Origin of the sequence: Ferrovibrio sp., assembly GCF_046297595.1 — a bacterium.
Classification (GTDB): domain Bacteria; phylum Pseudomonadota; class Alphaproteobacteria; order Ferrovibrionales; family Ferrovibrionaceae; genus Ferrovibrio.
The window spans coordinates 448,587-474,572 of sequence record NZ_JBKBHT010000003.1 but is presented as its reverse complement, the minus strand read 5'-3'; the positions used below and the strand labels follow the sequence as shown (position 1 = coordinate 474,572).

Here is a 25,986-nt window from a genome sequence, read left to right as displayed (position 1 = left end):
TTTGCGGAAAACCGCTGAAACTGTCGCTTAACCCTTCTGGCGGTTGAGCAGGCGCAGGCGCAGCGCGTTCAGCTTGATGAAGCCCTGGGCATCCTTCTGGTCGTAGACCGAGTCGGCCTCGAAGGTGACGTGGCTGAGCGAGTAGAGCGACTTGGGCGACTTGCGGCCGACCACGTTGACCGAGCCCTTGTACAGCTTCAGCCGCACGGTGCCCTCCACATTCTCCTGGCTCTTGTCGATCAGGGCCTGCAGCATCTCGCGCTCGGGCGAGAACCAGAAGCCGTTATAGATCAGCTCGGCATAGCGCGGCATGATCTCGTCCTTCAGATGCGCCGCGCCGCGGTCGAGCGTGGCCTGTTCGATGCCGCGATGGGCCATGTGCAGGATGGTGCCGCCGGGCGTCTCATAGATGCCGCGGCTCTTCATGCCGACGAAGCGGTTCTCCAGCAGATCCAGACGCCCGATGCCGTGCTTGCCGCCCAGCTCGTTCAGCTTGGTCAGCAACGCGGCCGGCGACAGCTTGGTGCCATTCACGGCCACCGCATCGCCCTTCAGGAATTCGATTTCGATATATTCGGGCTGGTCCGGAGCCTTCTCGGGATCGACGGTGCGGGAATAGACGAAGTCCGGGGCCTCCACCCAGGGATCCTCCAGCACTTTTCCCTCAGCCGAGATGTGCAGAAGGTTGGCATCCACCGAGAAGGGGGCCTCGCCGCGCTTGTCCTTGGCGATGGGGATCTGGTGCTTCTCGGCGAAGTCGATCAGGGCGGTGCGGGAATTCAGCTCCCATTCGCGCCAGGGCGCGATCACCTTGATGTCGGGCTTCAGCGCGTAGTAGCCCAGCTCGAACCGCACCTGGTCGTTGCCCTTGCCGGTGGCGCCGTGGCAGACGGCGTCAGCGCCGACTTCGCGGGCGATCTCGATCTGGCGCTTGGCGATCAGCGGCCGGGCGATCGAGGTGCCGAGCAGGTAAAGGCCCTCGTACATGGCATTGGCGCGGAACATCGGGAAGACGAAATCGCGCACGAATTCCTCGCGCACGTCCTCGATGAAGATCTGCTTCACGCCGAACATCTCGGCCTTGCGGCGCGCCGGCTCCAGTTCCTCGCCCTGGCCCAGGTCGGCGGTGAAGGTCACGACTTCACAGCCATAGGTCTCCTGCAGCCATTTCAGGATCACCGAGGTGTCCAGGCCGCCGGAATAGGCCAGGACGACCTTCTTGACGCTGCCATGCTTGCTGCCGCTCATTGGGCATACTCCTTAAAAGCCGGGAAAATCGGGCCGGAGTATAGGCAGGCGCGGGGGGCATGCAAGCCGCCGGCTTCCGCCGGAGCGCCCCAATTTTGGCTTAATCGGACCCTAAATCGCCTTCAGAAGTCGGAGACGATGCCCTTGCGTTCCCAGTCGCCGTAGCGGGTGGGCTCCGGCCCCTTGGGGCCGTCCTCCTCGCCGGGCGCCTGGGTCAGCTTCACGGCCGGTTTGGCCGGGGCGAGCGGCTTGCCGGTCTTCGGGTCGACCGGGCGGCTATCGGTGACATAACCATCGAGAGAGGGCGGGCTGGTCGGTTTTGTGTCGTCAGTCACGGGTCGGGATATCTTGCGTAAGGATCGACCCTGCATACATATAGCGGTGCGGGCGGCTTGTTAAGCCACCCGGGAGAGAGGACCGGACACGATGAACTACACGAAGACGGCTATTCTGCTGGCGGGCCTGATGGCGCTGTTCGGCGCAGTCGGCTTCCTGATCGGCGGCGAGGCGGGCATGCTGATCGCCTTGGCCATTGCCGCCGCCATGAACCTGTTCGCCTACTGGAACAGCGACCGCATGGTGCTCTCCATGTATGGCGCGCGCGAGGTGGATGCCCGCACCGCGCCGGAATTCCATGGCCTGGTCGCCGAACTGGCCCAGCGCGCCGGTTTGCCGATGCCGCGCGTCTACGTGATCGACAACGACCAGCCGAATGCCTTCGCCACCGGCCGCAACCCGGAAAACGCCGCCGTGGCCGCCACCACCGGCCTGCTGCATAGTCTGAGCCGCGAGGAGATCGCCGGCGTGATGGCGCATGAACTGGCCCATGTGAAGAACCGCGACACCCTGATCATGACGATCACCGCCACGCTGGCGGGCGCCATCGGCATGCTGGCCAATTTCGCCATGTTCTTCGGCGGCTCGTCGGACAACCGCAACAATCCGCTGGGCATCATCGGCTCGATCGCCATCATGATCCTGGCCCCCATCGCGGCCATGCTGGTGCAGATGGCGATCAGCCGCAGCCGCGAATATGCCGCCGACCGCATGGGCGCCGAAATCGCCGGCGATCCGGCCGGCCTGGCCTCGGCCCTGCAGCGCATTTCCGGTGCGGCCGAGCGCATCCCGAACGAGCAGGCCGAGCGCAGCCCGGCCACGGCGCATATGTTCATCATCAATCCGCTGCATGGCCGCGGCATGGACAACCTGTTCTCGACGCATCCCAGCACCGAGAACCGCGTCGCCGCCCTGATGCAGCTGGTCTCAAGTGTGCGCGGCGGCAGCGGCTTCCGTCCGTCGCCCGCGCCGCAATCGCCGTCGCCCGCGCCGTCCTATTCCGGCACCAGCTCGGTGCCGCGTTCGGGCGGCCGCCGTCGTCGCCCCTGGGGTTGATCCCGGAAGGCCTGGATCAGGCGTTGAAGTCCGGCCGGTAGCTGCCGAAGCTCCACAGATGGCCTTCCGGATCGCGCACCGAAAAATCGCGCGAGCCGTAATCGGTGTCGCGGATGGTCATGGCCACCTCGGCGCCGGCGGCACAGGCCCGCTCATACAGCGCATCGATATCGTCGGCAGCTATGTAGCTGCTCTGCGTCGTCACGCCGGCTTCGCGCGGCGTGCGGAAGGCAAAGATGCCTTTGTCCTGGACATTGCTCAGCATCACCATGCCGTTGCCGAAGCGCATCTCGGCATGGATGACCTTGCCATCGGGGTCTTTGTGGCAGGCGACGGTGCGGAAGCCGAAGGCCTTTTCCAGCCAGGCCATGGCGGCCGGCGCGTCGCGGTATTGCACAACGGGGTAGATGCTGGGACGGGTGTCGGTCATGTCTGGCTCCTGAATCTTTGGATGCAGGCACGCTAGCCGTCCCGCCATCGCGGCGCTTGTATAAATGTAACCGGCTGTTCAGCCGACCGGCAGGCCGATCTGGCCCTGCAGGCGGCTGCTGAGGTAATCGCCCGGCGTGCGTCCGGTCAGGCGGCGGAAATCGCGGTTGAAATGCGCCTGGTCATAATAGCCGGCGGCCAGCGCGATATCGGTCCATTTCGCCGGGGCCGTATCGAACAGGTCCAGCGCATGGCGGAAACGCAGCAGGCCGGCCACCGTGCCGGGCGACAGGCCGACATGCTCGCGGAACAACGCGGCCAGATGCTTGCGGCTGCAGCCCATCTCCTCGGCCAGATCCGCGATCGAGATGCCGCCATTGTGATGCGCGATCTGGCGCAGCGCCCAACCCGCATTGCGGATGCCGGCAAGGTCGACGGCCTCGCGCGCGGCGACGCGTGCGGCGATGATGGCATCCAGACGGGCAAAGCAGGTCTGCCAGTCATTGGCGGCCTGCAGGCTTTCGATCAGGCGCGCAGCCGCCGCCGGGCCCAGCAGGTCAGGCAGCAGGAATACACGGTTGGTCAGTTCACTCATCGACAGGCCGAAGAAACGCCGTGCGCCCTGCGGCGTGAACATCACCTGGATGCCGCGCTGGCAGCCGCCGCTTTCCGACACGGCATAGGCATCGCTCAGGCCGGCAGCGAAGCCGCAACCGCTGCCGACCGGCACCACGAAGCCCGTCGTGTCGACGATGGTGATCGGATCGCCCAGGTTGACGATCATCACCGCGTTCAGGCCGGGCAGTTCATGCCGTCGTGTGAAGGCCGTGTCGCGTTCGTCATAGCCGATATAGGCGTCCACCAGCGCGCCAAGCCGGGAATGTGGCGGCGAAAAGGCCATTTCCCAGTAGCCGCGTTCGGAATGATGACGGGTCACCTGCATCAGCACAGTATTTGTCGTGCGGCCGCATGCGTCCAGCAGGATTTCAGCAGGGCATGATGGTCTGTTTTCCGCGGATTGCGCCGCGATGCCCGTTATTCCCGAAATGATCCGGCATGGTGCAGGCCTGCGTTGAAAGAAACACGAGGCACGGAACAAAGCCGGGGCCAGGGGGTTTCGTATGTACCCGTGCACGGGCTGAACCCACAACAGTATGAGGTGCAAAATGACCCATCGTTACTTATGGCTTCCAGCCCTGGCTGTCGCTGTCGCCCTGGGCGGCCCGGCGATGGCTGCTGGCGACATGAAGAAGGACAACAATACCCAGACGCAGACGCGGAACAGTCAGACCCAGACCCCGGATACCCGGGCTCAGGGGACCCAGAATCAGGGCAACTCGACCATGGGTGCCACGACTCCGGGCACGCAGGGCGATTCCCCTGCCACGGCGTCTCCGAACACCCCTCCGGCATCTTCGGCGAACACCGCGCCGAGCCAGAGTTCGTCGCAGACGGCCAGCGCCGTGCCAGCCGATGAACTGCTGGGCGCGGACGTGAAGAACGCCAATAACGAGACCATCGGCGAGGTGGAGTCGATCTATATCGACCGGAACGGCAAGATCCAGTCGGTCATCGTTGGTGTGGGCGGCTTCCTGGGCCTGGGCCAGCGCGATGTCGAGATGAACTGGAACTCGCTGGTGGTGGCCGATGGCGGCGAGACGGTCCGCACGACCATGACCAAGGACCAGCTCAAATCCATGCCGGAATACAAGTATCCGGACAAGGCCTATCGCGGGAAGGTGTTCAACGACAGCGGCGTCTACCAGAACTGATTCCGCGCGACGCATATCCTGAAAGGGCGGCCATTCGGCCGCCCTTTTTTTTGCGGTTTCGGAAAGCAGATCAGCGTTGCAGGGCGAATAATACCGGCACGATGAAGGTGGCGCGGTCGGTTCCGCGCGGAAGCTGCGGCGGCGGAAATGGTGCGGCACGGCGGGCCATGTCGAGGGCTGCCTCGTCGAGCAGGGCGAAGCCGCTGCTCTCCACCAGCGTCAGCGCAAGGATGCGGCCGGAGGTGTCGAGCGTGATGCCGATGCGCGGCATGCCTTCCTGCCGGCGCAGGCGCGCGGCACGCGGATAGTCGCGATGGCGCCCAAGCCAGTCCAGCAGGATTGGCGCATAGGGCGGCATGGCCTGTTGGGCCAGGGTTTGCTGGGCGAGGGCGGGCTGATCCGCAGAGGACTGATGCGACGGGGCCGCTGCGGCGATGGCCGTCGTCTCTGCCGGTGCCGAATCCGCGACCGGGGTCTGGGGAGGCCGAGGCATCGGCTGGCGCTGCGGGCGCGAGACAGGTTTTGCCACCGGCAAAGGCGCTTCGGCCTGCGGCTCCGGTTCCGCGAGGGGTTCTGGCTCAGGTTCGGACTCCGGCATGGCGGCAGCGGGTTCGGGTGCCGCCTCGATCATGGCCGGGGCTGGCTGCGGTGCCGGCTGGGCCGTCGCCGCGGGAAGGACAATTTCAAAAACCGGCAGGGAATCGGGCTGCGGCTGCGGTGCAGACATCGAGCCGGCCAGCAGCAATGCGGCAATGCCGCCGTGAACCAGCCCCGCAACGGCCCAGCTTTGCGGCGCAGGCATAGAAGACGTCCGGGGCGGCGGGAGCCGCCCCGGGATCAAGGCCCCGATGGTATCGGTCGTTACCACCGGAACTCGGCGCCGACATAGACCGCGCGGCCATCGCCGGGATTGAACAGCGCGGAATTGGCATTGGCGGTGGTGGTGGTGCTGACATTCGAGATGAATGTCTTGTCGAGCAGGTTGCGGCCATCGACGAACAGCTTCAGTCCGTTGCCGAAATCGTAGCCGGCCTTGGCGCCCAGCAGCGCATAGGGCGTCGTCTTCAGCGTGTTGGCGTTGTCGACGTAATAACCCTGCGGCACCCATTCCACATTCGGACCGGCATACCAGCCGCTGGCATGGGCGTAACGCAGTTCGGCGCGCAGGTAATGCGCCGGCGCGCCGGGGATGTCGTTGTTGCCGTAGGTCGGGTGGCCATCGAAGTAGAAGTCGCTGTAGGTATAGGCCAGCCGCAGCATCGTGCTGTCGCCAGCCGCCGCCTGATTGCGGGCGAAGACCCAGTCGGCGCCCAGCTCGAGGCCCTGGTGGATGGTGCTGTCGACATTCTGCTGCACTGCCTGGCCGGTTGCGGGCTGGATGGTCTGCAATTCGTTATGCAGCCAGGCGCGATAGATCGCCGCGTCCCAGGCCAGGTCGCCGCGCCGGCCGCGGCTGCCGATCTCCAGCGTTCTGGATTCCTGCTGCTCCAGCGCGATGGTGGTGGCCGTGGTGCCCAGCTCCGAGAAAGGCGGTGGCTCGGTCGACCAGCTGTAATTCACGAAGGCCTGCATCTGCGGCGCGAAATCCCAGCGTGTGCCGAATTTCGGATTGATGCTGTTGTAACCGCGTTCGAAGGACTGGTTGCCGTTGGACAGGAAATTGTCGTCCAGTTCGCGACGCGCCATGGTGCCCTGCAGGCCGGCGATCAGGGCGACGTCCGGCACGACGTAGAAGGCGTTCTCGCCATAGACTTCCAGGGTGTCGGATTTCTGGTCGGCTTCGGCGGTCAGGCTGCCGCGCGCGCCGCCGACATTGGTGAAGCTTTTCGCGTTGTTGATGCCGGTGAAATAGTTGGCGCCCAGCGTCACCTCGTTGCGGTGACCGCCCAGCTGCAGGTCGCCGGTCCAGCGCGCGAAGCCGCCGCCATTGACCTCCTCGTTGTCCACCACCGTGCTGAAGGCCGCTGACGACAGCGGATGGAACAGCGTCTTGCTGGCGGCGAAGAAACCTACCGTGGCTTCGCCGCTGTCGGTCAGGAAGGTGGTCTTGCTGGCGGCGCGCAGGGCTTCGATGTTGCGCTTGGTGTTGCCGGTGAAGCTTTGCGGCGTGGTCGAACTTGGATTGGCCAGCGCCTGGCTCCTGGTCAGGCTGTTGGGAATCTTCTGGTTGATGTTGGCGGCGCTCAAATAAAAGCGCGTCTCGGCACCGTCGCCGAAGCGATAGCCGATATTGCCGTTCAAGCGCATGTAATCCTGGTCGGTATGGTCGCGATAGCCGCTGCTATGGCTGTAGGTCGGTGTGACGTAGTAGTCGAAATTGCCCAGGGCACCGCCGGCGCCGAACTGGCTGCGCAGGCTGTCGAAGCTGCCCAGTTCCTGGCGCAGCAGGAAGCCGGGCTGGCTGCGGCCGGTGGGGCTGACGAAGTTCACCGCGCCGCCCAGCAGCGAGGCGCCGTATTGCAGGGCGTTGGCGCCCTTGTAGACCTCGGTGTAGTCGACGGCGAGCGGATCGATCTCCATGGTGTCGCCGGCGCCGTCGGCATCGGTGATCGGCACGCCGTCGCGCAGGATGCGGGTGCCGCGCAGATGGAAGCTGCGCGACAGGCCCGAGCCGCGGATCGACAGGCGCGAATCCTCCTGACCGTATTTCGGCTGGGCGTACACGCCGGGCACGAAATCCAGCACGTCCTTCACCGTGTTGGCGCGGCCGTCGCGCACTTCCTCGGCCGGCACGACGTCGACGCCGCCGGCCGTTTTTTCGATGCGGCGCCGGGCTTCCTCGGCATCGGGCACGGTGATGGATTCGCTTTCGGCCTTGCCGGTCACGGTGATCGGCTGGGTCACGGTCTGGCTGTGCGCTGCCGGGACCAGCAGGGCGAGGGCCGCGCTGGTGCCCAGCAGGGCCAGCGCCACCTTGGGCAGCAGTTTCTCGGCCTTGCGGCGCAGGGTGAAGAATGCGGGATCGCTATAGTGCATGTGTCTGTCTTTCGATGAATGGCGCGCAGACGGATTCCGCCCCTGCGCAGCCATGGGCCGCGCGGCAGACCGTCCTGTCGGTTCGCTGGATTAGTGCTTGTGGCCGCCGTGGCCGCCGTCACCCATGCTGCCGGCCTTCATGACCGGAACCTGGATGGTGACCGTGCCGGCCTTCTCGAAGGTCAGCGTCAGCGGGAACTGCGTGCCTTCCTTCAGCGGCTGCTTCAGGCCGATCAGCATCACGTGATAGCCGCCCGGCTCAAGCGCAGTCTGGCCACGGGCCGGTACGGGAATATCCTCCACCGGCCGCATGCGCATGGCATCGCCATCCTTCACATGGGTATGCAGCTCGACATTCTCGGCCACCGGCGACGCCGCCTTCACCAGTTTGTCGGCGGTGCCGCCGGCATTTTTCAGCATCATGAAGACGCCGCCGACTTTCGCCGGCGTGGCGCGGGCAAAGGGCTGCTCGATGGCGATGTCGCCGGCCTTCGGCGCGGCGGGCATGGAATGGTTATGTTGCGCAAGCATAACCGGCTTGCCGGCATCGGCCACGCGGATCAGTGCGGCGGGATAGGGCAGGTCATGGGCCGACTGACCGGCGGCGGGCACCTGTTCCCAGCGGATCTCGCCGCTTTCGCAGGTCTGCACCACCGGCAGCCAGAGCTGCGCGCCCGGCTGCTCGGGCAGTCTCATCACCAGGCCGAATTCATCGAACTGCTCGTTTGGCAGCTTGCCGCCGCTCCAGCGCACCGCGCTGACCAGCGTGTCGGTCTTGCGGCCATGGCCGATATCCACCGGCTGGGCCAGCTTGCGGGTTTCGATCGCCACCTGCCAGCCCGGCTTGGCCTGAGGCCGCACGCTCACCACACCGTCGGGGATGCCGACCTGGATGGCGGTGGTGGCGCTGCTGCCGCAGCCATGGGGCACGCGCAGGGCGGTGCGGAAGTAACTGCCCGGTTCGGCCAGCGCCGGATCGGCGGTGACATGGGCCATGGCGGGCAGCGAGATGGTGAGGGCGAGCGCCGCAGCGCCCAGGGAAACGGTCAGGGAAAACAGACGCGACATGTGGGAATCCTCCCGTAAATCCTGAAAAAGACGAAAGCGGTTTCGGTCTGGATCAGGAAACGGGCGGTGCGCGGGCCTGTGGGGGGAGATAATCGGCCTGGGCCAGCGTGCTGTCCGGCGCGGCGCCATAGAGCACGGTGACCGCCAGGCCAGGAACTGGCAGCGGCAGGGCGACGGGCAGGATGGCATGGCCGGTCTGGGCCGTGGCCAGGCAGACCGGGCAGGACTTGCTGGCCTTCAGCGGCTTTTCGGGGTCGGCATCGACCGGCTGGCCGTCCTTCAGCGCGATGGTGCGGGTGCCGAGCGCCGAGCAGAGCACCGTCATCTCGATGCCGTTGGCGGCCTGCACCCGCTGCGCGGCATGCAGGGTCACCGGCAGCAGGGCATGGAACAGCACTGCCAGCAGGGCCAGGCGCGCCACGACACGCGCCCAGTTCGGGCGGCGTGGGGCAGACGGCAGGGTTGCGGCGGCGGTCATGGCTGACAGGCTTACCCCCATGCCTGCCGTTGGGCAAGGGCGGCGGTTTGACGCAGGCCGGCTGGGCTCCTAAGCTCCGGCGCGATGGTCCGGCGGCGATTCACATCTGCCACCGGTTAAAAGGGAATGCGGTACGGGCGGTTCATCTTGCCCCATGCCGCAGCAGCCCCCGCTACGGTAGGCGGCGAGCGCAGCGCCACAATGCCACTGGCCGGGCAACCGGCTGGGAAGGCGGTGCCAAGCGATGACCCGCAAGCCCGGAGACCTGCCATCGCCTGATTGGGCGGTTGCCCTGCTTCAAGGGGAAGGAGGCAGGGCGGGCCGTTTTTCCTGTACGGGAGGTACATCATGTTGCGTCTTACCGCCGCCATCGCGGCCCTGCTGGTCTCCATGCCGGCTCTCGCCCACCATCCGATGGGCGGCGCCACGCCCTCGACCCTGATGGAAGGTCTGCTGTCGGGCTTCGGTCATCCGATCCTCGGCCTCGATCACTTTGTCTTCATCATCGCGGCCGGCCTGCTGGCGGCGCCGCGTGCGCGTCTGGGGTTGGTCCTCCCGCTGGCTTTTGTCATCGGTTCCTTCGTCGGTTCGCTGCTGCATCTGGGCGGCGTCGATCTGCCAGGCGGCGAATTGCTGATCGCCGGTTCGGTGATCGTGATGGGCGTCCTGCTGCTCAGCCAGCGCACGCTGGGCGACGGCGCCTTTGCCGGCCTGCTGGCTTTGGCCGGCCTGCTGCATGGCCACGCGCTGGCCGAAGCGATTTTCGGCGCCGAGAACACCCCGCTGGTGGCCTATCTGGCCGGCCTGGCGGTGACGCAATATCTGATCGCCGCCGGCGCGGCTTTGGCCTGGCGTAAGCTGGCCGGCACTAACCTGCAGCCGCGCCTCGCGCGTGTTGCCGGTGTCGGTGCCGCCGGTCTGGGCGTTCTGTTTCTGGCGCTCAACCTCGCCGGCTGAGCGGCCAGCCGATCTCCTTTTTGTTACAGGGCGGGCGGCTGCAATCGTGGCCGCCCGCCCTTGACTTATCCCGGGCCCGTTGCTATCTCGCTTGGGCAACCGGTCCATCTTCTTTCGGACCGGGGTCGCCACGGCATCCCTTCCGCATTCTCCGAACGCAGCCGCTCCGAGCAGACTCCGCTTCCGGCAGCAGCGCTTCGCAGCAGCGGCCAGGCTGACAACCGCACAGGCGGCTGACATTCCCCCCTTATGGCTGCTGCGTCCCTGGCGGACGCTGGGCCCAAATCTCCCAAACACACCGCCCTCACGAGTCCGCGAGTCCGTCCGATGAATCTGCAGGAACTGAAAACCAAATCCCCGACCGAACTGCTGGCCTTCGCCGAAGAGCTGCAGATCGAGAACGCCTCCACCCTGCGCAAGCAGGACATGATGTTCGCGATCCTGAAGCAGCTGGCCGACAAGGAAGTCGAGATCACCGGCGAGGGCGTGCTGGAAGTGCTGCAGGACGGCTTCGGCTTCCTGCGCTCCGCCCAGGCCAATTACCTGCCGGGCCCCGACGACATCTATGTCAGCCCGAACCAGATCCGCCGCTTCGGCCTGCGCACCGGCGACACCATCGAGGGCACGATCCGCGCGCCGAAGGACGGCGAACGCTACTTCGCCCTGCTCAAGGTCAACACGATCAATTACGAAGACCCCGAGCAGAGCCGCCACAAGGTGCATTTCGACAACCTGACGCCGCTCTATCCGACCGAGCGCCTGCGCATGGAAATGCCGGATGCCGCCGAGGAGCCGGCCGCCGCCGCGCCGGCCGCCGCGACCAAGACGCCGACCATCAAGAGCCGTGGTGGCGAGGGCAAGCGCGAGAAGCTGGTCTCGGCCGCGCCGAAGAAGGATGTCTCGGCCCGCGTGATTGACCTGATCTCGCCGCAGGGCAAGGGTCAGCGTTCGCTGATCGTGGCGCCGCCGCGCACCGGCAAGACGATGCTGCTACAGAATATCGCGCATGCCATCAGCCATAACCATCCGGAAGTCTACCTGATCGTCCTGCTGATCGACGAACGCCCGGAAGAAGTGACCGACATGCAGCGCACGGTGAAAGGCGAGGTGATCTCCTCCACCTTCGACGAGCCGGCCAGCCGCCACGTGCAGGTCACCGAGATGGTGCTGGAAAAGGCCAAGCGCCTGGTCGAGCACAAACGCGACGTGGTGATCCTGCTCGACTCGATCACGCGTCTTGCACGTGCCTACAACACCGTGGTGCCTTCGTCGGGCAAGGTGCTGACCGGCGGCGTGGACGCCAACGCGCTGCAGCGGCCGAAGCGTTTCTTCGGTGCCGCGCGCAACATCGAAGAGGGCGGTTCGCTCACCATCATCGCCACCGCGCTGATCGATACCGGCTCGCGTATGGACGAAGTGATCTTCGAGGAGTTCAAGGGCACCGGCAATTCGGAAATCATCCTCGATCGCAAGCTTTCCGACAAGCGCACCTTCCCGGCCATCGACATCACCAAGTCGGGCACCCGCAAGGAAGAACTGCTGGTCGACAAGGGCATACTGGCCAAGATGTGGGTGCTGCGTCGTATCCTCATGCCGATGGGTGGCCAGGACGCCATGGAATTCCTGCTCGACAAGATCAAGCACAGCAAGACCAACGCGGATTTCTTCGACTCGATGAACACCTGATCGCCGGCCTTGGCTGGCCGACCGGACGGGCGGAGGCAACTCCGCCCGTCTTTTTTGCGCTGCATTTTTTACATTTTGGCCAGCTTGCCGGACCTTTCCCGCCGCTTATCTGTTGGAAAGGGCAACCCGCCCGAGGAGGAAACGACATGCAGCGCGTTCTGATCCTTTCCCTGGTTCTCACTGGTGCCGCCGCCTTTGCGGCCGCCCCGGCACTGGCCGCCGAAAAGGCCATCGATATCCATGCCATCACGGCCAGCGGCGTGGGCGCCAAGATCGGCACCATCGCCGCGAAGGACACGCCCCAGGGCCTGATGCTCAGTCCGACGCTGGCCAACCTGCAGCCGCCGGGCCCGCATGGTTTCCACCTGCATGAAAAACCCGATTGCGCGCCGGGCCCCGGGCCGAACGGTCAGATGGCTGCCGGCATGGCCGCCGGCGGGCATTACGACCCGCACCGCACCGGCCAGCATCACGGGCCGCACAACAAGATGGGACATATGGGCGACCTGCCGCCGCTGGTGGTGAACGGCGACGGCACGGCGACGCTGCCGGTGATCGCGCCACGGCTGAAGGTGAGCGACCTTTCGGGTCACGCCCTGATGATCCATGCCGGCGGCGACAATTACAGCGACCAGCCCGCGCCGCTGGGTGGTGGAGGGGGCCGCATCGCCTGCGGTGTGATCCGCTAGCCGCGTCGCCGTGCGGCGGCTAGACTGCCGTCGCATGACCGGCGCAGATTCCAGGGACTGGTTCCGCTTCGCCCGCGACCGCATTAGCGGCACGGAAGCCATACGCGCCGCCTTCCACAGCCATGCCTATGATCCGCATTTTCATGACCAGGTGCTGGTCGGCGTGACCGAGCGGGGGCTGCAGCAATTCCGCTGCCGCCGCCAGCTGGTGCGCAGCACGCCGGGCCGCGTCATCCTGATGGAGCCGGGCGAGACCCATGACGGCGAGGCGGGGGCCAGCGGCGGCTTCGTTTATGCGATGCTGTATTTCGATCCGGCCTGGTTGCGCGATGCGGCGGCCTTGCATGCCGATGTGTCCGATGGCGCGGCGGTTCTCGGCTTTCCCGCCACGCTGACCGCTGACCCCGCGCTGGCGCGCGCCATTCTTGCCGCCTGGCAGCAGATCGCCGCGCCCGACAGCCGCATGGCCCGCGAGGCTGCACTCGATCATGTGGTGGCCCTGCTGTGGCGGCGGCGTGGTGAAAGTCGCATTCTACCGGTGCAGGCGCCGCACCTGGCAAAGCAGGCGCGGGCCATGATGGACGACGCCTTCGGCACCGATCTTGGCCTGCAAATGATGGCCGACGAACTGGGGGCCGACCGGTTCCGCATCAGCCGCAGCTTCAAGGCCGCCTATGGCATGGCCCCGCATGCCTATCTTGTGCAGCGGCGCCTGAGCCATGCCCGCCGGATGCTGGCCGGCGGCGCCATGCCGGCGACGGTGGCAGCCGCCACCGGCTTTGCCGACCAGAGTCATCTCGGCCGCTGGTTCCGCCGCGCCTATGGCATGACACCAGCCGCCTATCGCCGGCTCTGCACAAATCTTCCAGACAACGTTCCGGCCTGACGCCATCTTCCTTCCGGCAACGGCAGGAGGGATATGTGTCGGAGATGAAGATGGCGTTCGAGACCAAGGTCGCGATCGTGGTGCGCGACGATCTGGCGGTGTGGCAGAAACTGAACGTGACTGCTTTCCTGGCCAGCGGACTTGCCGCCGCCATTCCGGGCTGCATCGGCCAGCCTTATGTGGATTCCGCCGGCCGTCGTTACACCGCCCTGTGCGGCCAGCCGATCCTGGTTTTCGCCGCCGGGTTGGATGACATGCGCCGCGTGCATGAGCGCGCGCTGGTCCAGAGTCTGACCATCGCGCCCTATGTGGAAGCGATGTTTACCACCGGCCACGATGCCGCCAACCGCGCCGTCTTCGCCGAAGGCGATCCGGCCGCGCAGGACTGGGTGGGGCTGGGATTGCATGGCGAGCGCAAGGCGGTGGACAAGGCCGTGAAGGGCCTGCGCCTGCATCCCTGACGTCAGTCGTCGTAGTCGAAGAAATCGGCGGCGAGCAGCAGCATGTCGGGATGGATGCCGTCGTTGGCCAGCGGCAGGCGCAGCACCTCGTAATTGTAGACCCGGCCGTCGATCATCATGTCGGGCCGCTCCACCATCGGGCAGGCCAAGCGCACCACTTCGTCGAACATCGCAGTGATGTGTTCGGCATAATCCGGCTCGGGCAATTCATCCAGCCAGAGTCCGCTGGCCTCGTAGCCGAAGCGCGCGGTGGTGTCGGTGCCCACCAGGCGCACACGATAGCGGCGGATGCCGTTGTCGCCCTCATGCACCTCGACCAGCGAAACGCTGCCGAGCATCCAGGGGAAATCCAGTGGATCGATGTCGGCGCGGGCGGGCAGGGCGCCGTCGCGGCACAGGCCCTGCCAGTAATCCAGCATCCGCCGCAGGCGTGGCTGCGATACGGTTTCCCGGTTTGCCGGAAGCTGGTTCGTCACGCTGTGTCCGCCCTGCCTGTTTTGCGGGAAATCATGCCACGAGCGGCGGCCCCGGGAGGGGCAAAAAAATTTGCGGGGACCCGCAGATCAGTCTTGTAATTGAAAATCATTCTCATATAATCAGCCCCATCGCGCCACTGCTTCCCTGCAGCCGGGGCGGTTTCTTAGGTCGGTCCCGACACTCTGCTGGTCGTGTCGGGATTTGGGTCGGTCCGGTACAATGGGGCATTGCCGGGCCGACCCCGACCGAAATCTCCTGAAAATTGATAGAAATCATCGGCTTGGCGGCCAGCCATGCGGATTCCGCGCATGAGCCATGCATTATCAGCATAAAATCATGTGAATTAAGCTTGACCTGTATTTCAAACTGTGGAATATAGGGGCGTCGGCTTCGGTCGGACCGCGGGATTTGAGGGGCAGCTTGCACCGCGACACCAATGCTAAAGCGCCACGGCGGAAGTCGTGGGCCCGAATGAAAAGTCCGGAGCAACCCATGACCCGCACCTGCATCCGCAAAACCCGACTCTGTTGTTGTCGCTGACCACGCGCCGATCCACCCGCGTTTCCTAAGTCCAGCGATTGAAAGCCGCGTCCCTCAAGCAGGGCCGGCCAACGGAGTTTTCCCATGACCGCATCGACCCCGATCCATGTCACCCGCCATGGCCGCAGCCGGCATCGGCCCGGCCTGACGCATCGCCTGCAGGCCGCCTTCGGTGCCTTCCTCGCGCCCGACCGGCTGCTGCCCGCCGCCAATGATAATCCTGCCGCGGCGCCGGCATCGCTCACCGATCCGCTTGCTCTGCCGCCCGAGTGGCATGGGCGTGAGTGGCAGCAGGGCGGCGACCTGATCGGGCTGAGTTTCCTGCCCTTCGACCGCTGAGGGATCATTGTCCATGATGGAATTACGCCACATCACCAAGCGCTTTGCCGGCGCGTCGGGCAGCGTCGAGGCCCTGCGCGATGTCAGCCTCGAGATCGCGGCGGGAGAAATCTTCGGCGTGATCGGCCGCAGCGGCGCCGGCAAGTCCACGCTGATCCGCTGCATCAACCTGCTGGAACGTCCCACGGAAGGCAGCGTGATCGTCGCCGGCCGCGACCTCACCCAACTGAAATCATCCGAGCTGCGCGCCGCGCGGCGCGACATCGGCATGATCTTCCAGCATTTCAACCTGCTGTCGGCGCGCAGCGTGTTCGACAACGTTGCCCTGCCGCTGGAACTGCGCGGCGAAAGCCGTGCCGCGATCAGGGCCAAGGTCGAGCCGCTGCTGGACCTGGTCGGCCTGGCGGACAAGGCCGACCGCTATCCGGCGCAGCTTTCCGGCGGGCAGAAGCAGCGCGTCGGCATCGCCCGCGCCTTGGCCACCGATCCGAAGGTACTGCTCTGCGACGAGGCCACCTCGGCGCTCGATCCCGAAACCACCGAACAGATCCTGGCGCTGATCAAGGCTATCCGCGACCGGCTGAAGCTGACCGTCGTGCTGATCACCCACGAGATGGCGGTGGTGAAGGACATCGCTGACCGCGTCGCCGTGATGGAGCAGGGCCGCGTGATCGAGCAGGGTCAGACCTTCGATGTCTTCACCCGGCCGCAGCATGCCACCACGCGCAGCTTTGTGGCCGATCAAATCGGCTTCGCCCTGCCGCCGGCGCTGGAACAGCGCATCGCCGCCGATCCGGTGCATGCCGGGGCGAGGCTGTGGCGTATCCTGTTCACCGGGCCGCATGCCGACGAGCCGGTGATCGCGGAACTCAGCCGCAACCTGAATATCGACCTCAATATCCTGCATGGCCGGATCGACGAGATCCAGGGCCGCCCCTTCGGCGTCATGGTCGTGCAGGCACGCGGCAACGAAGCCCAGCTCACTGCTGCGCGCAGCTTCCTGCTCTCCCGCCAGCTTCATGTCGAGGATCTGAATCATGTCGTCCGCCCTGATCGAATTGCTGTTTGACGGCCTGCTCGAGACGCTGGTGATGGTCGGCGTCTCGGGCGGCATCGGCGCCGCCTTCGGCATCCCGCTTGGCGTGGTGCTGATCCTCACCGACCGCGGCGGCATCCTGCAGAACGTGCCGCTCAACCGCGCGCTGGGACTGGTGGTGAATGCCGCGCGCTCCACGCCCTTCATCATCCTGATGGTGGCGGTGATCCCCTTCACGCGACTGGTGGTGGGCACCTCCATCGGCACGCTGGCTGCGGTCGTGCCGCTCACCATCGCCGCCATCCCCTTCATCGCCCGACTGGTGGAAACCGCGTTGCGCGAAGTGCCGGCCGGCCTGATCGAAGCGGCCGAGGCGATGGGGGCGACGCCGTTGCAGATCGTTCTGAAAGTGCTGCTGCCCGAGGCCCTGCCCGGGATTGTCGCGGGCCTCACCATCACGCTGGTCAGCCTGATCGGCTATTCCGCCATGGCGGGTGCGGTGGGCGGCGGCGGCTTAGGGGATATCGGCATCCGCTACGGCTATCAGCGCTTCCTGCCCGAGGTGATGCTCGCCGTCGTAGCCGTCCTGATCGTCTTTGTGCAGGGCGTGCAGTCATTGGGCGACCGCCTGGTGCGCCGCCTCAGCCATCGTTGAGTTTTTTTGTTCAGCCTCTCCACACAGAAAAGGAAAAACACCATGTTGAACCGTCGCAGTTTCGCCGCCCTTGCCGTCGCGGCTCTCGTCTCGCTCCCCGCTGTCGCCCAGGACAAGCCGATCAAGGTCGGCGTCACCGCCGGCCCCCATGCGGAAATCTTCGAAGTGGTGAAGAAGGTGGCCGAGAAGGATGGCCTGAAGATCCAGATCGTGGAATTCAGCGATTACGTGCAGCCCAATGCGGCGCTGAATGCCGGCGACCTGGATGTGAATTCCTATCAGCATCTGCCGTATCTGGAGGCGCAGATCAGGGACCGCGGCTACAAGCTCAGCAATATCGGCTACACGGTGAATTTCCCGATGGGCGCCTATTCCAGGAAGGTGAAGGCCATTGCTGACCTGGCCAGCGGCGCGCGCATCGGCATCCCCAACGATCCCACCAATGGCGGCCGTGCCCTGCTGGTGCTGGAATCGGCGGGCCTGATCAAGCTTAAACCCGATGCCGGCCTGAAGGCCACCCCGCTGGATATCGCCGAGAACCCGAAGAAGCTGAAGATCGTGGAACTCGATGCCGCCCAGCTCCCCAGGGCGCTGGACGAACTCGACGCCGCCGTGATCAACACCAACTACGCGATCCAGGCCGGCCTGTCGCCGGTGAAGGATGCCATCGCCACCGAAGGCGCCAAGGCGCCCTATGTGAACATCATCGCCGTGCGCAGCCAGGACAAGGACAAGCCGGCCTATGCCAAACTGGTGCAGGCCTATCGCTCGCCCGAGGTGAAGGCCTTCGTGGAAGAGAAGTTCAAGGGCGCCGTCGTCGCCAGCTGGTAAACCGTCCGCTTAAAGTCCTCCCCGGACATCGGACGCGAAAGCCCGTCAGCCGAAAGGCTGGCGGGCTTTTTTGAGTTTTTTCTTTGTCATTACCTCTTGTAAGCTGGAATATCGAAATTTGATCTTCTTGTTCAATTTTTATCAATCGACGAATTAAGAAACGAGGGTGGCTATGGAATTTCGTTTGACTTATGAGGGGCCGTTATACGGGACAGGGAACAGCGGAAATAAAAGGCCAGAGCACAAACAAGATTTGCGACGTAAATTCCATAAACAATTAAAGCGTTTTTGGGAACATCATCCTTACTTAAAGGACGCGCATCATAGCCACAAGATTAGTGGTCGGGTAATGCCAGAAGTTAAGCTCTCTGATTATCTTGCTAAGAAATATGCTCTCCACGGGTATAATTTTGTGCCGCTTGTGACTGCTGAGTTAAGAGTGCGATGCGAGTTGAACATTTTATTTATAAGGCCCATGCAGCCTGGAGAGATTTTGAATTCAGGCGACATAGATAATCGGATAAAAACTTTATTTGATGCTCTTACAATTATCCAACATCGAGAGCAATTAGCAGGGCATGAGGCCCCTCAGGACGATGAAAGGCCATTCTATTGCCTCTTGTCCGACGACAAATTGATCTCAAAGGTTTCAGTGGAAACCGATACTCTACTTCAGCCAATCGGGGATAAATGGAATCCGAACGATGCAAGGTTGATAATTCAAGTCAAAGTTCATCCCTATGAGTGGGGATGGGATAATATTGGCTTTGGTTAAAGTGCCCGCGCCTGCTTCACCAGGCGCACCAGTTCCACCCGCGCGCTTTCGGCATCGCGCACCGGTTTGGCGAAAGGCAGGCGGAGCAGTTCGCCCTCATTGTCTTCGTCCGTGCGGATCAGGTCGGCGCCTTCCGGGTCCACGCCGCACATCTTCCATGTGCCATCCGCACGGCCCAGCAGTTTGCTGGCATAAAGCTGCACGGCATCAGCGTGGTCGCCATTCATGTGGTCGATGATGTCGGCTTCCGCCTCGGCCAGCGCCTGCCAGTCGCCGGAATATGTGTAGTCGTCGAACCAGTGGATCCTGCCGAAGCCGGCCACGATATGGGCGCGCGTCACGCTCACACGATAGAAGGCGAAGTCCTTGAAGCCGGCATACATCTCGGCCGAGGGGTGCCGGGCGAGGAAGCGGGTGCGGTGGCGCGGCAGATCGGTTTTTTCGGCAAGGCCCAGCAGGGTGACGCGCGGGCCGGTCAGCGGTTCAGTGAAACCCGTCGTGCCGTCGCAGAGCAGCGACACGCGGTTGTCATTCAGGATGTTCTTCGTGTGGTCGGCCAGGGTGGAGATCAGCAGCAGGGGTGTCGCGTCGACATCGCAGGCCAGCAGGACGAGGGAGGCGTAAGGCTGCCCGCTGCCATCGGCCATGGCTGTGCCCAGCGTGGCCGTGCGGCAGGCGCGGGCCAGCGCGCGGCCCTGCTGTGCGGGAGATGACGGGGCCGGCGTATCGCTTGTCATGTCAGAACCTGTAGGGGCGAGCCACTTCCACGTCGGAAATATACACGATGGCGACGGCATTGGCGAAGCGCTGGTGGAAACCGTCCAGCACCTGGCGCGCCACCGGCTCGGTCGTCACGGCCACGATCATCACGTTGTCAAAGGCGCGCGTGACGTCGTCGCCGCTGCGTTCGCCATGCTGGCCGCCGCCGATCACACGCGGCAACACACTCCAGCCCTTCACGCCCTGCTGGGACAGCCATTCGAGAACCGACCTTTGCAGCGGCGCCTCGACGATGATCTCGATCTTCTTGCGCGGATGGCCCGGCATGGTCTTTAGCCTCCGAACAGGTATTGCGCGGCCAGCAGATAAAGCGGCAGGCCGATGGCGACATTGAACGGGAAAGTGATGGCCAGCGCCAGCGTCACCGACAGCGAGGGATTGGCCGCCGGCAGAGCCAGGCGCATGGCGGCCGGCACGGCGATGTAGGAGGCCGAGGCCGACAGCACCGCCAGCAGCATGGCGCCGCCGGTGCTCAGACCCAGCGCCCAGGCGGTGGCGAGGCCCAGAGCCGCGCCCAGCGGCGGCATCACCAGGCCGAAGAGGATCAGCGGCTTGGGGAAATGTTTCGCCGCCCGGCCCTGGCGCACGGCCACCAGGCCCATATCGAGCAGGAAGATGCAGAGCGCGCCGTTGAACAGGTCGACCACGAAGGGTTTGATCTTGGTCAGGCCGGCATCGCCGGTGATCCAGCCGATCACGAAGCCGCCGACCAGCAGCATCACCGAACCGTTCACCAGCACCTCGCGCACCAGTTCGCCGCGTTCGCTGCTGCCCTGCTGCATGCCGGCCTGCACCTGGCGTCCGGCCAGCAGCAGGCCGATCAGGATGGCGGGCGTCTCCATCACCGCCGTCATCGCCACCAGATATCCTTCATAGGGGATGTCGCGGCTGCGCAGGAATTCGGCGGCCGTGACGAAGGTGACGATGCTGATCGAGCCGTAATGGGCGGCGATGGCGGCGGCATTGGTGCGGTCCTGCCGCCACACGCCGCGCAGCAGCCCGAAGGCCAGCAGCGGCAGGATGGTGCTTAAGACAAGGGCCGCGACGATGGCCCAGAGCAGGGCCAGCCCGCTGGCCGAATGCATGGCGACGCCGCCCTTGAAGCCGATGGCGAACATCAGGTAGATCGCCAGCGCCTTGGCGGCGCCTTCGGGGATTTCGAGGTCGGAACGCAGGAAGGCCGCCAGCGCGCCGAGCGCGAAGGCGAGGATCATCGGCGACAGCAGGTTGCCGGCCGCGAGGCTGAGGAGGTCGGTCATGGCGGCGGCACCATGGCAAAAGCGCCGCCGGCCGGGAAGGGGTAAAAGGCTACCGCATGGCTGGCATGCGGGCGCCCTAACCCATCAACCGTCACCCCGGGTCAAGCCCGGGGTGGCGATTAGGACGGCCCTTATTCTTACGGCAGCAGCAGCGTCGAGCCGGTGGTCTTGCGCGCCTCCAGGTCGGCATGGGCCTTCGCCGCATCCTTCAGCGCGTAGGTCTGCGGCGTCTCGATCTTCACCTTGCCGGCCTTCACCACGTCGAACAGCGCATTGGCCGAAGCGACCAGGTCGGCGCGCTTGGCCGTGTAGGTGACCAGCGTGGGGCGGGTAACGTAGAGCGAGCCCTTGGCGGCCAGCGTGCCAATGGCAAAGGGCGGCACCGCGCCCGAGGCATTGCCGAAACTGACCATCAGGCCGAAGGGCCGCAGGCAGTCGAGCGAACCGTCCCAGGTATCCTTGCCGACGCCGTCATAGACAACCGGCACGCCTTCGCCCTTGGTCAGTTCCTTCACGCGCTCGACGAAATTCTCGGTGCGGTAGTTGATCACATGATCATAGCCATGCGCCTTGGCGAGCTTTGCCTTGTCCTCGCTGCCCACCGTGCCGATCACCGTGGCGCCCAGCGCCTTGGCCCATTGCCCGAAGATCAGGCCGACGCCGCCGGCTGCGGCATGAAACAGGATGGTCTCGCCCGCCTGCACCTTGTAGGTCCGGCGCAGCAGGTATTCCGTCGTCATGCCCTTCAGCATCATGCCGGCAGCCTGCTGGTCGGTGATGCCATCGGGCAGCACAACGCAGCGGTCGGCCTGCATCAGGCGCTCCTCGGAATACGACCCCAGCGGCGAGGAGGCATAGGCGACGCGGTCGCCAACCTTGATGTCGCTCACGCCGGCGCCTACCGCCGTCACGCTGCCGGCGCCTTCCTGGCCGAGGATGAGCGGCAGCGGCAGCTTGTACAGGCCGGAACGGTGATAGGTGTCTATGTAGTTCAGGCCGGCGGCCGAGGTCTTGATGCGGATCTGGCCCGGGCCGGGATCGCCGACCTCGACCTCTTCCCATTTCATCACTTCGGGGCCGCCGTTGGCGTGGATACGGATGGCATGCGCCATGAGTTGTGTTCCTCGGATTATGGTTGGCGTTGACGGTCCTGAGCTAGGGCGCTGCCCGTGTTCAGGCCAGATGCTTCTTGAAAAACTCGGCCGTGCGGCTGTTGGCCAGATCGGCGGCGGCCTTGTCGTAATGCTCGCCGCCCACACGGGCGAAGGCATGGTCGTTGCCCTGGTAATCCAGTCGCGTGACCAGCGGATAGTTCTTCAGTTCGGCGGCGATTTTCGCCTGCGCATCCTTGGGCACGAATTTGTCTTCCGTCGCGCAATGCAGCAGCAGCGGCTTTTTGATGTTTTTCGCTTCGGCCAGATGATCCTGCAGCATCACGCCGTAATAGCCCACGGCGGCATCCACGTCGCTGCGGCAGGCCATCAGATAGGCGAGCCGGCCGCCCAGGCAGTAGCCCACGGTGCCGACCTTGCCGCTGCAGCCCGGCAGCTTGCGCAAAACGGCCAACGAGGATTTCAGGTCTTCGATACCCTTGTCGAGGTTGAAGCCGCCGAACAGCGCGAAGGCCTTGTCCCATTCCGCCTTGGTCTTGTCGGTGATGTCGACGCCGGGCTCCTGGCGCCAGAACAGGTCGGGGCAGAGCGCGATGTAGCCCTGCTGCGCGAGGCCGTCGCAGATGTCGCGCATCACCTTGTTGACGCCGAAGATTTCTTGGATCACCAGGATGCCCGGACCTTTGCCGCCTGCGGGCTCTGCCAGATATCCGGTGAAACGGCCGCCGTCATGGGCCTGGATCTCGATGCTGCGGGCCATGGGTTCCTCCTGTTCGGCTTTTTGGTGACGGGGGACTCTAGCGGCAGCGCGCCGCAGCAATCAACCGGCTTCGGAAATCAACCAGCTTCAGACAGGGGCGGCGTCGCCGCCATCAGCAGTTGATCCACCGTCTGGCCGTCGGAGGAAAGCGGCAGGATCACCGTCTCGTAGCGATAGCGCCGCTGCGCCGTGGTCAGTTCGCGATAGATGCGCAATGGTCTGCGATTGGTCACGACCCAGCGCAGGTTGGTCATGATGGCCTGGCGCAGCTCGGGATCCTGTATCGCCGCGCTGGTGCGGCCGCTCAGTTCCTGGCCGGCCAGTATCGCCATGGCGCCGCCGAAGACCCGGGCCTGGAATTCCGCACCATCCTCCAGCACATCCACCAGCGTGACCCAGCCGATGGCATAGGGAAAATCCACCGGGTCGATGTCGCCACGGGCAGGCGCCATGCGGCCGGCGGCCTTGTCGAACCAGTATTGGAACAGCCGCCGCAGCAGGGGGTGTCGTGTCGCCGCCGCGACATCCTCGCTGCGCTCCACCACGGCGTCGGGCGGGGCTCCGGGCGGGTCGGCGCAGTCGTCGGATACGGTCATGATGCCAGTCCGGCCAGCAGGTCGGTCTGCAGCGGCGGCACATAGGCGCCTTCATGCCGCAGCAGCCAGCGCTTGGTATTCAGCCCGCCCTTGCCGGAATAACCGCCGGCCTCGCCGCCGGCCGCCAGGATGCGGTGGCAGGGGATGATCACCGGGATCGGGTTGGCACCGCAGGCGCCGCCCACCGCGCGCGCCACGGCGCCGGTGGCCTCCGCCGCCTGACCATAGGTGCGGGTCTCGCCGGCCGGGATCGCCAGCATGAAATCCCAGACCGCGCGCTGGAAATCGCTGCCGGCGGGCTGCAGCGGCAGGTCGAAGCGGAAGCTGCCGTCGCTGAAATAGGCGGCGAGCTGGCGTGCCGCCTCGGCCAGCAGGGCGGCGATCTCCGGCGGCTGGTCCACCGCCAGGGCACGCGCGCCGCGGCCGCCCCAGTCCAGTTCGACGATGGCGCCATCCCGCGCGGCCACGCTGAGCGAGCCGAGCGGGCTCGGCACGGTGATCCAGTAGGTGGCGGTTCGGTCTGACATGGGACTGGAAAGGCTTGGTTTTTTCAGGCTCGGACCCGCCCGGGCCGGGACTGGACTCCGGCGGGCAGGCCACTATGGTTACGCCCAACTCATAGCACAGCCGATCCCCCCGGAGTAAGCCCATGTCGCAAACGCCCGTCACCGTCCTGACCGGCTATCTCGGCGCCGGCAAGACCACCTTGCTGAACCGCATCCTCACCGAGCCGCACGGCAAGAAATACGCCGTGATCATCAACGAGTTCGGCGAGGTCGGCATCGACAACGAGCTGGTCGTGGATGCCGACGAGGAGGTATTCGAGATGAACAACGGCTGCATCTGCTGCACCGTGCGCGGCGACCTGATCCGCATCATCGAGGGCCTGTTCAAGCGCCGGGACCGCTTCGACGCCATCATCGTCGAGACCACCGGTCTGGCCGATCCGGGCCCGGTGGCGCAGACCTTCTTCGTCGACGAGGACGTGTCGCGTCGCGCCAAACTGGATTCCATCGTCACCGTGGTGGATGCCCGCCACCTGCCGGCGCGGCTGAAGGACAGCCGCGAGGCCGAAGAGCAGATCGCCTTCGCCGATGTGATCATCCTGAACAAGACCGACCTGGTTTCCCCGGCCGAGCTGGCGGAAGTCGAGGGCCGCATCCGGGCGATCAACGCCTTCGCCAAGATCCACCATGCCACCAAATGCGACGTGCCGCTGGACAGGGTGCTGGACCGCGGTGCCTTCGATCTCGACCGCATCCTCGATCTGGAACCGGAATTCCTGAAGAAGAATCCCGCCCATGGCGAGCCCGGCCATGTGCATGACGACCATTGCGGCCACGATCATCATCACGACCATGATCATCATCACGATCACGGCCACAACCCCGCCCATGGCGAGCCAGGCCATGTGCATGACGAGCATTGCGGCCACGATCACATACACGATGTTTCGGTGAAGAGCGTGTCGTTCACCGTCGATGCGCCGCTGGATGCCCGCAAGTTCGATGCCTGGATCAGCGAGCTGCTGGCGACCAAGGGGCAGGACATCCTGCGCGCCAAGGGCATCCTCGACCTGAAAGGCAGCGACAAGCGCTTCGTGTTCCAGGCCGTGCACATGATCAAGGACGGCGATTTCCAGCGTCCCTGGCGGACCGACGAGAAGAAGCAGTCCAAGCTGGTCTTCATCGGCCGCGAGCTGGATGCCGCCGCCCTGCAGCAGGGTTTCGATGCCTGCCGCGCCTGATGCCGGAACCCAGATCGGCTTTCGCGCCTATCTGTGGCAGTTCAAGGCCGGCGTGATCGCGGTGGCCGCTGCCGAAGCCGCCGGCACAGCCGGCTTCGGTCTGGGCGACGGTTCGATCGCCTTGCGGCCCTTCGACGATCCCCAGGCGGCGAATACCCGCCGCCTGATCGTGCATGCCGATGCCGCCCTGCTGTGCCTGGCCGCGGCGCCGGGCGGCGAGGGCTTCGTGTCGGGCGGCGATGACGGCCGGCTGATGCGCACCACCGTGGCCGGCGAAGGCCACGAGCTGGCCAGCGTGCCGCGCAAGTGGATCGAACATGTCGCCGTGGCCGACAATGGCAGCGGCATCGCTTATGCGGCCGGCAAGACCGTCGGCCTGCTCGATGCGGGCGGCAAGCCGATCGCCACCTTCACGGATCATCCCAGCACGGTCAGCGGCATCGCCTTCAACCCGAAGGGTAAACGGCTGGTGGCGGCGCATTATGGCGGCGTCAGCCTGTGGTGGGCCAAGGCGGAGGCGCAGCAGCCCAAACGGCTGGCCTGGAAAGGCTCGCATGTGGCGGTGACCTGGTCGCCGGATGGCAAATTCGTCATCACCGGCACGCAGGAAAACGAATTGCATGGCTGGCGGCTCGCCGATTCCGCCGACATGCGCATGAGCGGTTATCCGGCCAAGCCGAAGAGTTTCAGCTGGTCGCGCGACGGACGCTGGCTGGCGACCAGCGGCGCCGAAGTGGTCGTGGTGTGGGACTGCAAGGGCAAGGGGCCAATGGGCTCTGCGCCGGTGGAACTCAGCCGCGGTGCCCCGGTGACGGTTGTCGCCTTTCATCCGCGCCATGGACTTGTCGCTTCCGGCCATGATGATGGCCGGCTCAAGCTCGGCCGGATCTCCGATGGCTCCAGCATCGACCTCGAACGCCTTGGCGGCGCCCCGGTCACCGCCCTGGGCTGGACCTCCGATGGCCGTTATCTGATGGCCGGCGCCGAGGATGGCTCAGCGGCGATCCTGGATTTCGGCAAATAGCCATCGCGCGTTA

General features: G+C 65.1%; 30 protein-coding genes and 1 riboswitch. Of the genes, 14 read left to right on the top strand and 16 right to left on the bottom strand.

The features are described 5' to 3' along the window. Positions 1-27: 27 nt before the first annotated feature. Together ACK4FJ_RS11235 and ACK4FJ_RS11230 are read right to left on the bottom strand one after the other, a co-directional pair. Positions 28-1,248, bottom strand: coding sequence for an argininosuccinate synthase (locus ACK4FJ_RS11235; protein WP_409766428.1), 1,221 nt, complete (start codon positions 1,246-1,248; stop codon positions 28-30). A gap of 122 nt (positions 1,249-1,370) precedes the next feature. Next, positions 1,371-1,583 carry a DUF1674 domain-containing protein gene (locus ACK4FJ_RS11230; RefSeq protein WP_409766426.1) on the bottom strand — a complete coding sequence of 71 codons (213 nt, stop codon included), beginning with the start codon at positions 1,581-1,583 and terminating at the stop codon, positions 1,371-1,373. Positions 1,584-1,674: 91 nt separating this feature from the next. Here ACK4FJ_RS11230 and htpX point away from each other — a divergent pair, with 91 nt between their 5' ends. Further along, a complete protein-coding gene (htpX, locus tag ACK4FJ_RS11225; RefSeq protein WP_409766424.1) occupies positions 1,675-2,640 on the top strand; it encodes a zinc metalloprotease HtpX in 966 nt (321 codons plus the stop codon). 16 nt (positions 2,641-2,656) lie between these two features. On the opposite strand, the gene ACK4FJ_RS11220 is transcribed toward htpX, so the two are convergent. Together ACK4FJ_RS11220 and ACK4FJ_RS11215 are read right to left on the bottom strand one after the other, a co-directional pair. Next, the gene (locus ACK4FJ_RS11220) at positions 2,657-3,070 is read right to left on the bottom strand and encodes a VOC family protein (RefSeq protein WP_409766422.1); all 414 of its coding nucleotides are present in this window, start codon (positions 3,068-3,070) and stop codon (positions 2,657-2,659) included. Positions 3,071-3,148: 78 nt separating this feature from the next. Beyond that, positions 3,149-4,012, bottom strand: coding sequence for a helix-turn-helix domain-containing protein (locus tag ACK4FJ_RS11215; protein ID WP_409766420.1), 864 nt, complete (start codon positions 4,010-4,012; stop codon positions 3,149-3,151). Between the two features lie 223 nt (positions 4,013-4,235). Here ACK4FJ_RS11215 and ACK4FJ_RS11210 point away from each other — a divergent pair, with 223 nt between their 5' ends. Next, positions 4,236-4,841: a PRC-barrel domain-containing protein gene (locus tag ACK4FJ_RS11210; RefSeq protein WP_409766419.1), complete on the top strand. Its 606-nt coding sequence runs from the start codon at positions 4,236-4,238 to the stop codon at positions 4,839-4,841. A gap of 70 nt (positions 4,842-4,911) precedes the next feature. On the opposite strand, the gene ACK4FJ_RS11205 is transcribed toward ACK4FJ_RS11210, so the two are convergent. The 4 genes from ACK4FJ_RS11205 to ACK4FJ_RS11190 form a co-directional block, all read right to left on the bottom strand. Continuing rightward, positions 4,912-5,643 carry an energy transducer TonB gene (locus ACK4FJ_RS11205; RefSeq protein WP_409766417.1) on the bottom strand — a complete coding sequence of 244 codons (732 nt, stop codon included), beginning with the start codon at positions 5,641-5,643 and terminating at the stop codon, positions 4,912-4,914. A 59-nt stretch (positions 5,644-5,702) separates the two neighbouring features. Next, positions 5,703-7,817 carry a TonB-dependent receptor family protein gene (locus ACK4FJ_RS11200; RefSeq protein WP_409766415.1) on the bottom strand — a complete coding sequence of 705 codons (2,115 nt, stop codon included), beginning with the start codon at positions 7,815-7,817 and terminating at the stop codon, positions 5,703-5,705. Between the two features lie 90 nt (positions 7,818-7,907). After that, positions 7,908-8,885, bottom strand: coding sequence for a DUF1775 domain-containing protein (locus tag ACK4FJ_RS11195; RefSeq protein WP_409766413.1), 978 nt, complete (start codon positions 8,883-8,885; stop codon positions 7,908-7,910). Positions 8,886-8,937: 52 nt separating this feature from the next. Next, positions 8,938-9,363 (bottom strand): DUF2946 family protein, encoded by a 426-nt coding sequence (locus ACK4FJ_RS11190; protein ID WP_409766412.1) that lies wholly within the window; start codon positions 9,361-9,363, stop codon positions 8,938-8,940. A gap of 68 nt (positions 9,364-9,431) precedes the next feature. Then, a riboswitch (cobalamin riboswitch) is annotated at positions 9,432-9,651 on the top strand. Between the two features lie 60 nt (positions 9,652-9,711). Here ACK4FJ_RS11190 and ACK4FJ_RS11185 point away from each other — a divergent pair. From ACK4FJ_RS11185 to ACK4FJ_RS11165, 5 genes are all read left to right on the top strand, one after another. Continuing rightward, a complete protein-coding gene (locus tag ACK4FJ_RS11185; protein WP_409766410.1) occupies positions 9,712-10,320 on the top strand; it encodes a HupE/UreJ family protein in 609 nt (202 codons plus the stop codon). Positions 10,321-10,647: 327 nt separating this feature from the next. Then, positions 10,648-12,006, top strand: a complete 1,359-nt coding sequence (gene rho, locus ACK4FJ_RS11180; RefSeq protein ID WP_409766408.1) for a transcription termination factor Rho — start codon at positions 10,648-10,650, stop codon at positions 12,004-12,006. 146 nt (positions 12,007-12,152) lie between these two features. Continuing rightward, on the top strand, positions 12,153-12,695 hold the full coding sequence (gene sodC, locus ACK4FJ_RS11175) for a superoxide dismutase [Cu-Zn] SodC (RefSeq protein WP_409766406.1): 543 nt from the start codon (positions 12,153-12,155) through the stop codon (positions 12,693-12,695). A 34-nt stretch (positions 12,696-12,729) separates the two neighbouring features. Beyond that, entirely contained in the window at positions 12,730-13,581 is an 852-nt protein-coding gene (locus tag ACK4FJ_RS11170) for an AraC family transcriptional regulator (RefSeq protein WP_409766404.1), read from the top strand. Between the two features lie 44 nt (positions 13,582-13,625). Then, positions 13,626-14,042, top strand: a complete 417-nt coding sequence (locus ACK4FJ_RS11165) for a DUF2000 family protein (protein WP_409766730.1) — start codon at positions 13,626-13,628, stop codon at positions 14,040-14,042. Between the two features lie 2 nt (positions 14,043-14,044). Here ACK4FJ_RS11165 and ACK4FJ_RS11160 read toward each other — a convergent pair whose 3' ends face one another. Further along, positions 14,045-14,518: a PAS domain-containing protein gene (locus tag ACK4FJ_RS11160; RefSeq protein WP_409766401.1), complete on the bottom strand. Its 474-nt coding sequence runs from the start codon at positions 14,516-14,518 to the stop codon at positions 14,045-14,047. A 625-nt stretch (positions 14,519-15,143) separates the two neighbouring features. Between ACK4FJ_RS11160 and ACK4FJ_RS11155 the strand changes: the two genes are divergently transcribed. From ACK4FJ_RS11155 to ACK4FJ_RS11135, 5 genes are all read left to right on the top strand, one after another. Next, a complete protein-coding gene (locus tag ACK4FJ_RS11155; RefSeq protein WP_409766399.1) occupies positions 15,144-15,398 on the top strand; it encodes a hypothetical protein in 255 nt (84 codons plus the stop codon). Between the two features lie 13 nt (positions 15,399-15,411). Next, positions 15,412-16,467, top strand: coding sequence for a methionine ABC transporter ATP-binding protein (locus ACK4FJ_RS11150; RefSeq protein WP_409766397.1), 1,056 nt, complete (start codon positions 15,412-15,414; stop codon positions 16,465-16,467). Then, the gene (locus ACK4FJ_RS11145) at positions 16,436-17,089 is read left to right on the top strand and encodes a methionine ABC transporter permease (protein ID WP_409766395.1); all 654 of its coding nucleotides are present in this window, start codon (positions 16,436-16,438) and stop codon (positions 17,087-17,089) included. The genes ACK4FJ_RS11150 and ACK4FJ_RS11145 overlap by 32 nt, the downstream gene beginning before the upstream one ends. A gap of 42 nt (positions 17,090-17,131) precedes the next feature. Next, positions 17,132-17,920: a MetQ/NlpA family ABC transporter substrate-binding protein gene (locus ACK4FJ_RS11140; RefSeq protein ID WP_409766393.1), complete on the top strand. Its 789-nt coding sequence runs from the start codon at positions 17,132-17,134 to the stop codon at positions 17,918-17,920. Between the two features lie 172 nt (positions 17,921-18,092). Further along, positions 18,093-18,695: a hypothetical protein gene (locus tag ACK4FJ_RS11135; RefSeq protein WP_409766391.1), complete on the top strand. Its 603-nt coding sequence runs from the start codon at positions 18,093-18,095 to the stop codon at positions 18,693-18,695. Here the strand turns inward: ACK4FJ_RS11135 and ACK4FJ_RS11130 are convergent. The 7 genes from ACK4FJ_RS11130 to ACK4FJ_RS11100 all read right to left on the bottom strand — a co-directional run bounded on the left by ACK4FJ_RS11130 (position 18,692) and on the right by ACK4FJ_RS11100 (position 23,729). Next, positions 18,692-19,432: a HugZ family protein gene (locus tag ACK4FJ_RS11130; protein WP_409766389.1), complete on the bottom strand. Its 741-nt coding sequence runs from the start codon at positions 19,430-19,432 to the stop codon at positions 18,692-18,694. The two genes, ACK4FJ_RS11135 and ACK4FJ_RS11130, sit on opposite strands and share 4 nt — an antisense overlap. A gap of 1 nt (position 19,433) precedes the next feature. Then, the gene (locus tag ACK4FJ_RS11125) at positions 19,434-19,742 is read right to left on the bottom strand and encodes a P-II family nitrogen regulator (RefSeq protein WP_409766387.1); all 309 of its coding nucleotides are present in this window, start codon (positions 19,740-19,742) and stop codon (positions 19,434-19,436) included. A 5-nt stretch (positions 19,743-19,747) separates the two neighbouring features. Further along, positions 19,748-20,734 (bottom strand): sodium-dependent bicarbonate transport family permease, encoded by a 987-nt coding sequence (locus ACK4FJ_RS11120; RefSeq protein ID WP_409766385.1) that lies wholly within the window; start codon positions 20,732-20,734, stop codon positions 19,748-19,750. Positions 20,735-20,871: 137 nt separating this feature from the next. Next, positions 20,872-21,846 carry a quinone oxidoreductase family protein gene (locus ACK4FJ_RS11115; protein ID WP_409766383.1) on the bottom strand — a complete coding sequence of 325 codons (975 nt, stop codon included), beginning with the start codon at positions 21,844-21,846 and terminating at the stop codon, positions 20,872-20,874. Between the two features lie 61 nt (positions 21,847-21,907). Further along, a complete protein-coding gene (locus ACK4FJ_RS11110) occupies positions 21,908-22,606 on the bottom strand; it encodes a dienelactone hydrolase family protein (protein WP_409766382.1) in 699 nt (232 codons plus the stop codon). Positions 22,607-22,683: 77 nt separating this feature from the next. Then, entirely contained in the window at positions 22,684-23,202 is a 519-nt protein-coding gene (locus ACK4FJ_RS11105) for a PAS domain-containing protein (RefSeq protein WP_409766380.1), read from the bottom strand. After that, on the bottom strand, positions 23,199-23,729 hold the full coding sequence (locus tag ACK4FJ_RS11100; RefSeq protein ID WP_409766378.1) for a methylated-DNA--[protein]-cysteine S-methyltransferase: 531 nt from the start codon (positions 23,727-23,729) through the stop codon (positions 23,199-23,201). Before ACK4FJ_RS11100 ends, ACK4FJ_RS11105 begins: the two co-directional genes overlap by 4 nt. A gap of 122 nt (positions 23,730-23,851) precedes the next feature. Between ACK4FJ_RS11100 and ACK4FJ_RS11095 the strand changes: the two genes are divergently transcribed. Beyond that, positions 23,852-24,949 (top strand): CobW family GTP-binding protein, encoded by a 1,098-nt coding sequence (locus ACK4FJ_RS11095; protein WP_409766375.1) that lies wholly within the window; start codon positions 23,852-23,854, stop codon positions 24,947-24,949. Then, positions 24,933-25,973, top strand: coding sequence for a WD40 repeat domain-containing protein (locus tag ACK4FJ_RS11090; protein WP_409766373.1), 1,041 nt, complete (start codon positions 24,933-24,935; stop codon positions 25,971-25,973). Before ACK4FJ_RS11095 ends, ACK4FJ_RS11090 begins: the two co-directional genes overlap by 17 nt. Positions 25,974-25,986 lie beyond the last annotated feature (13 nt).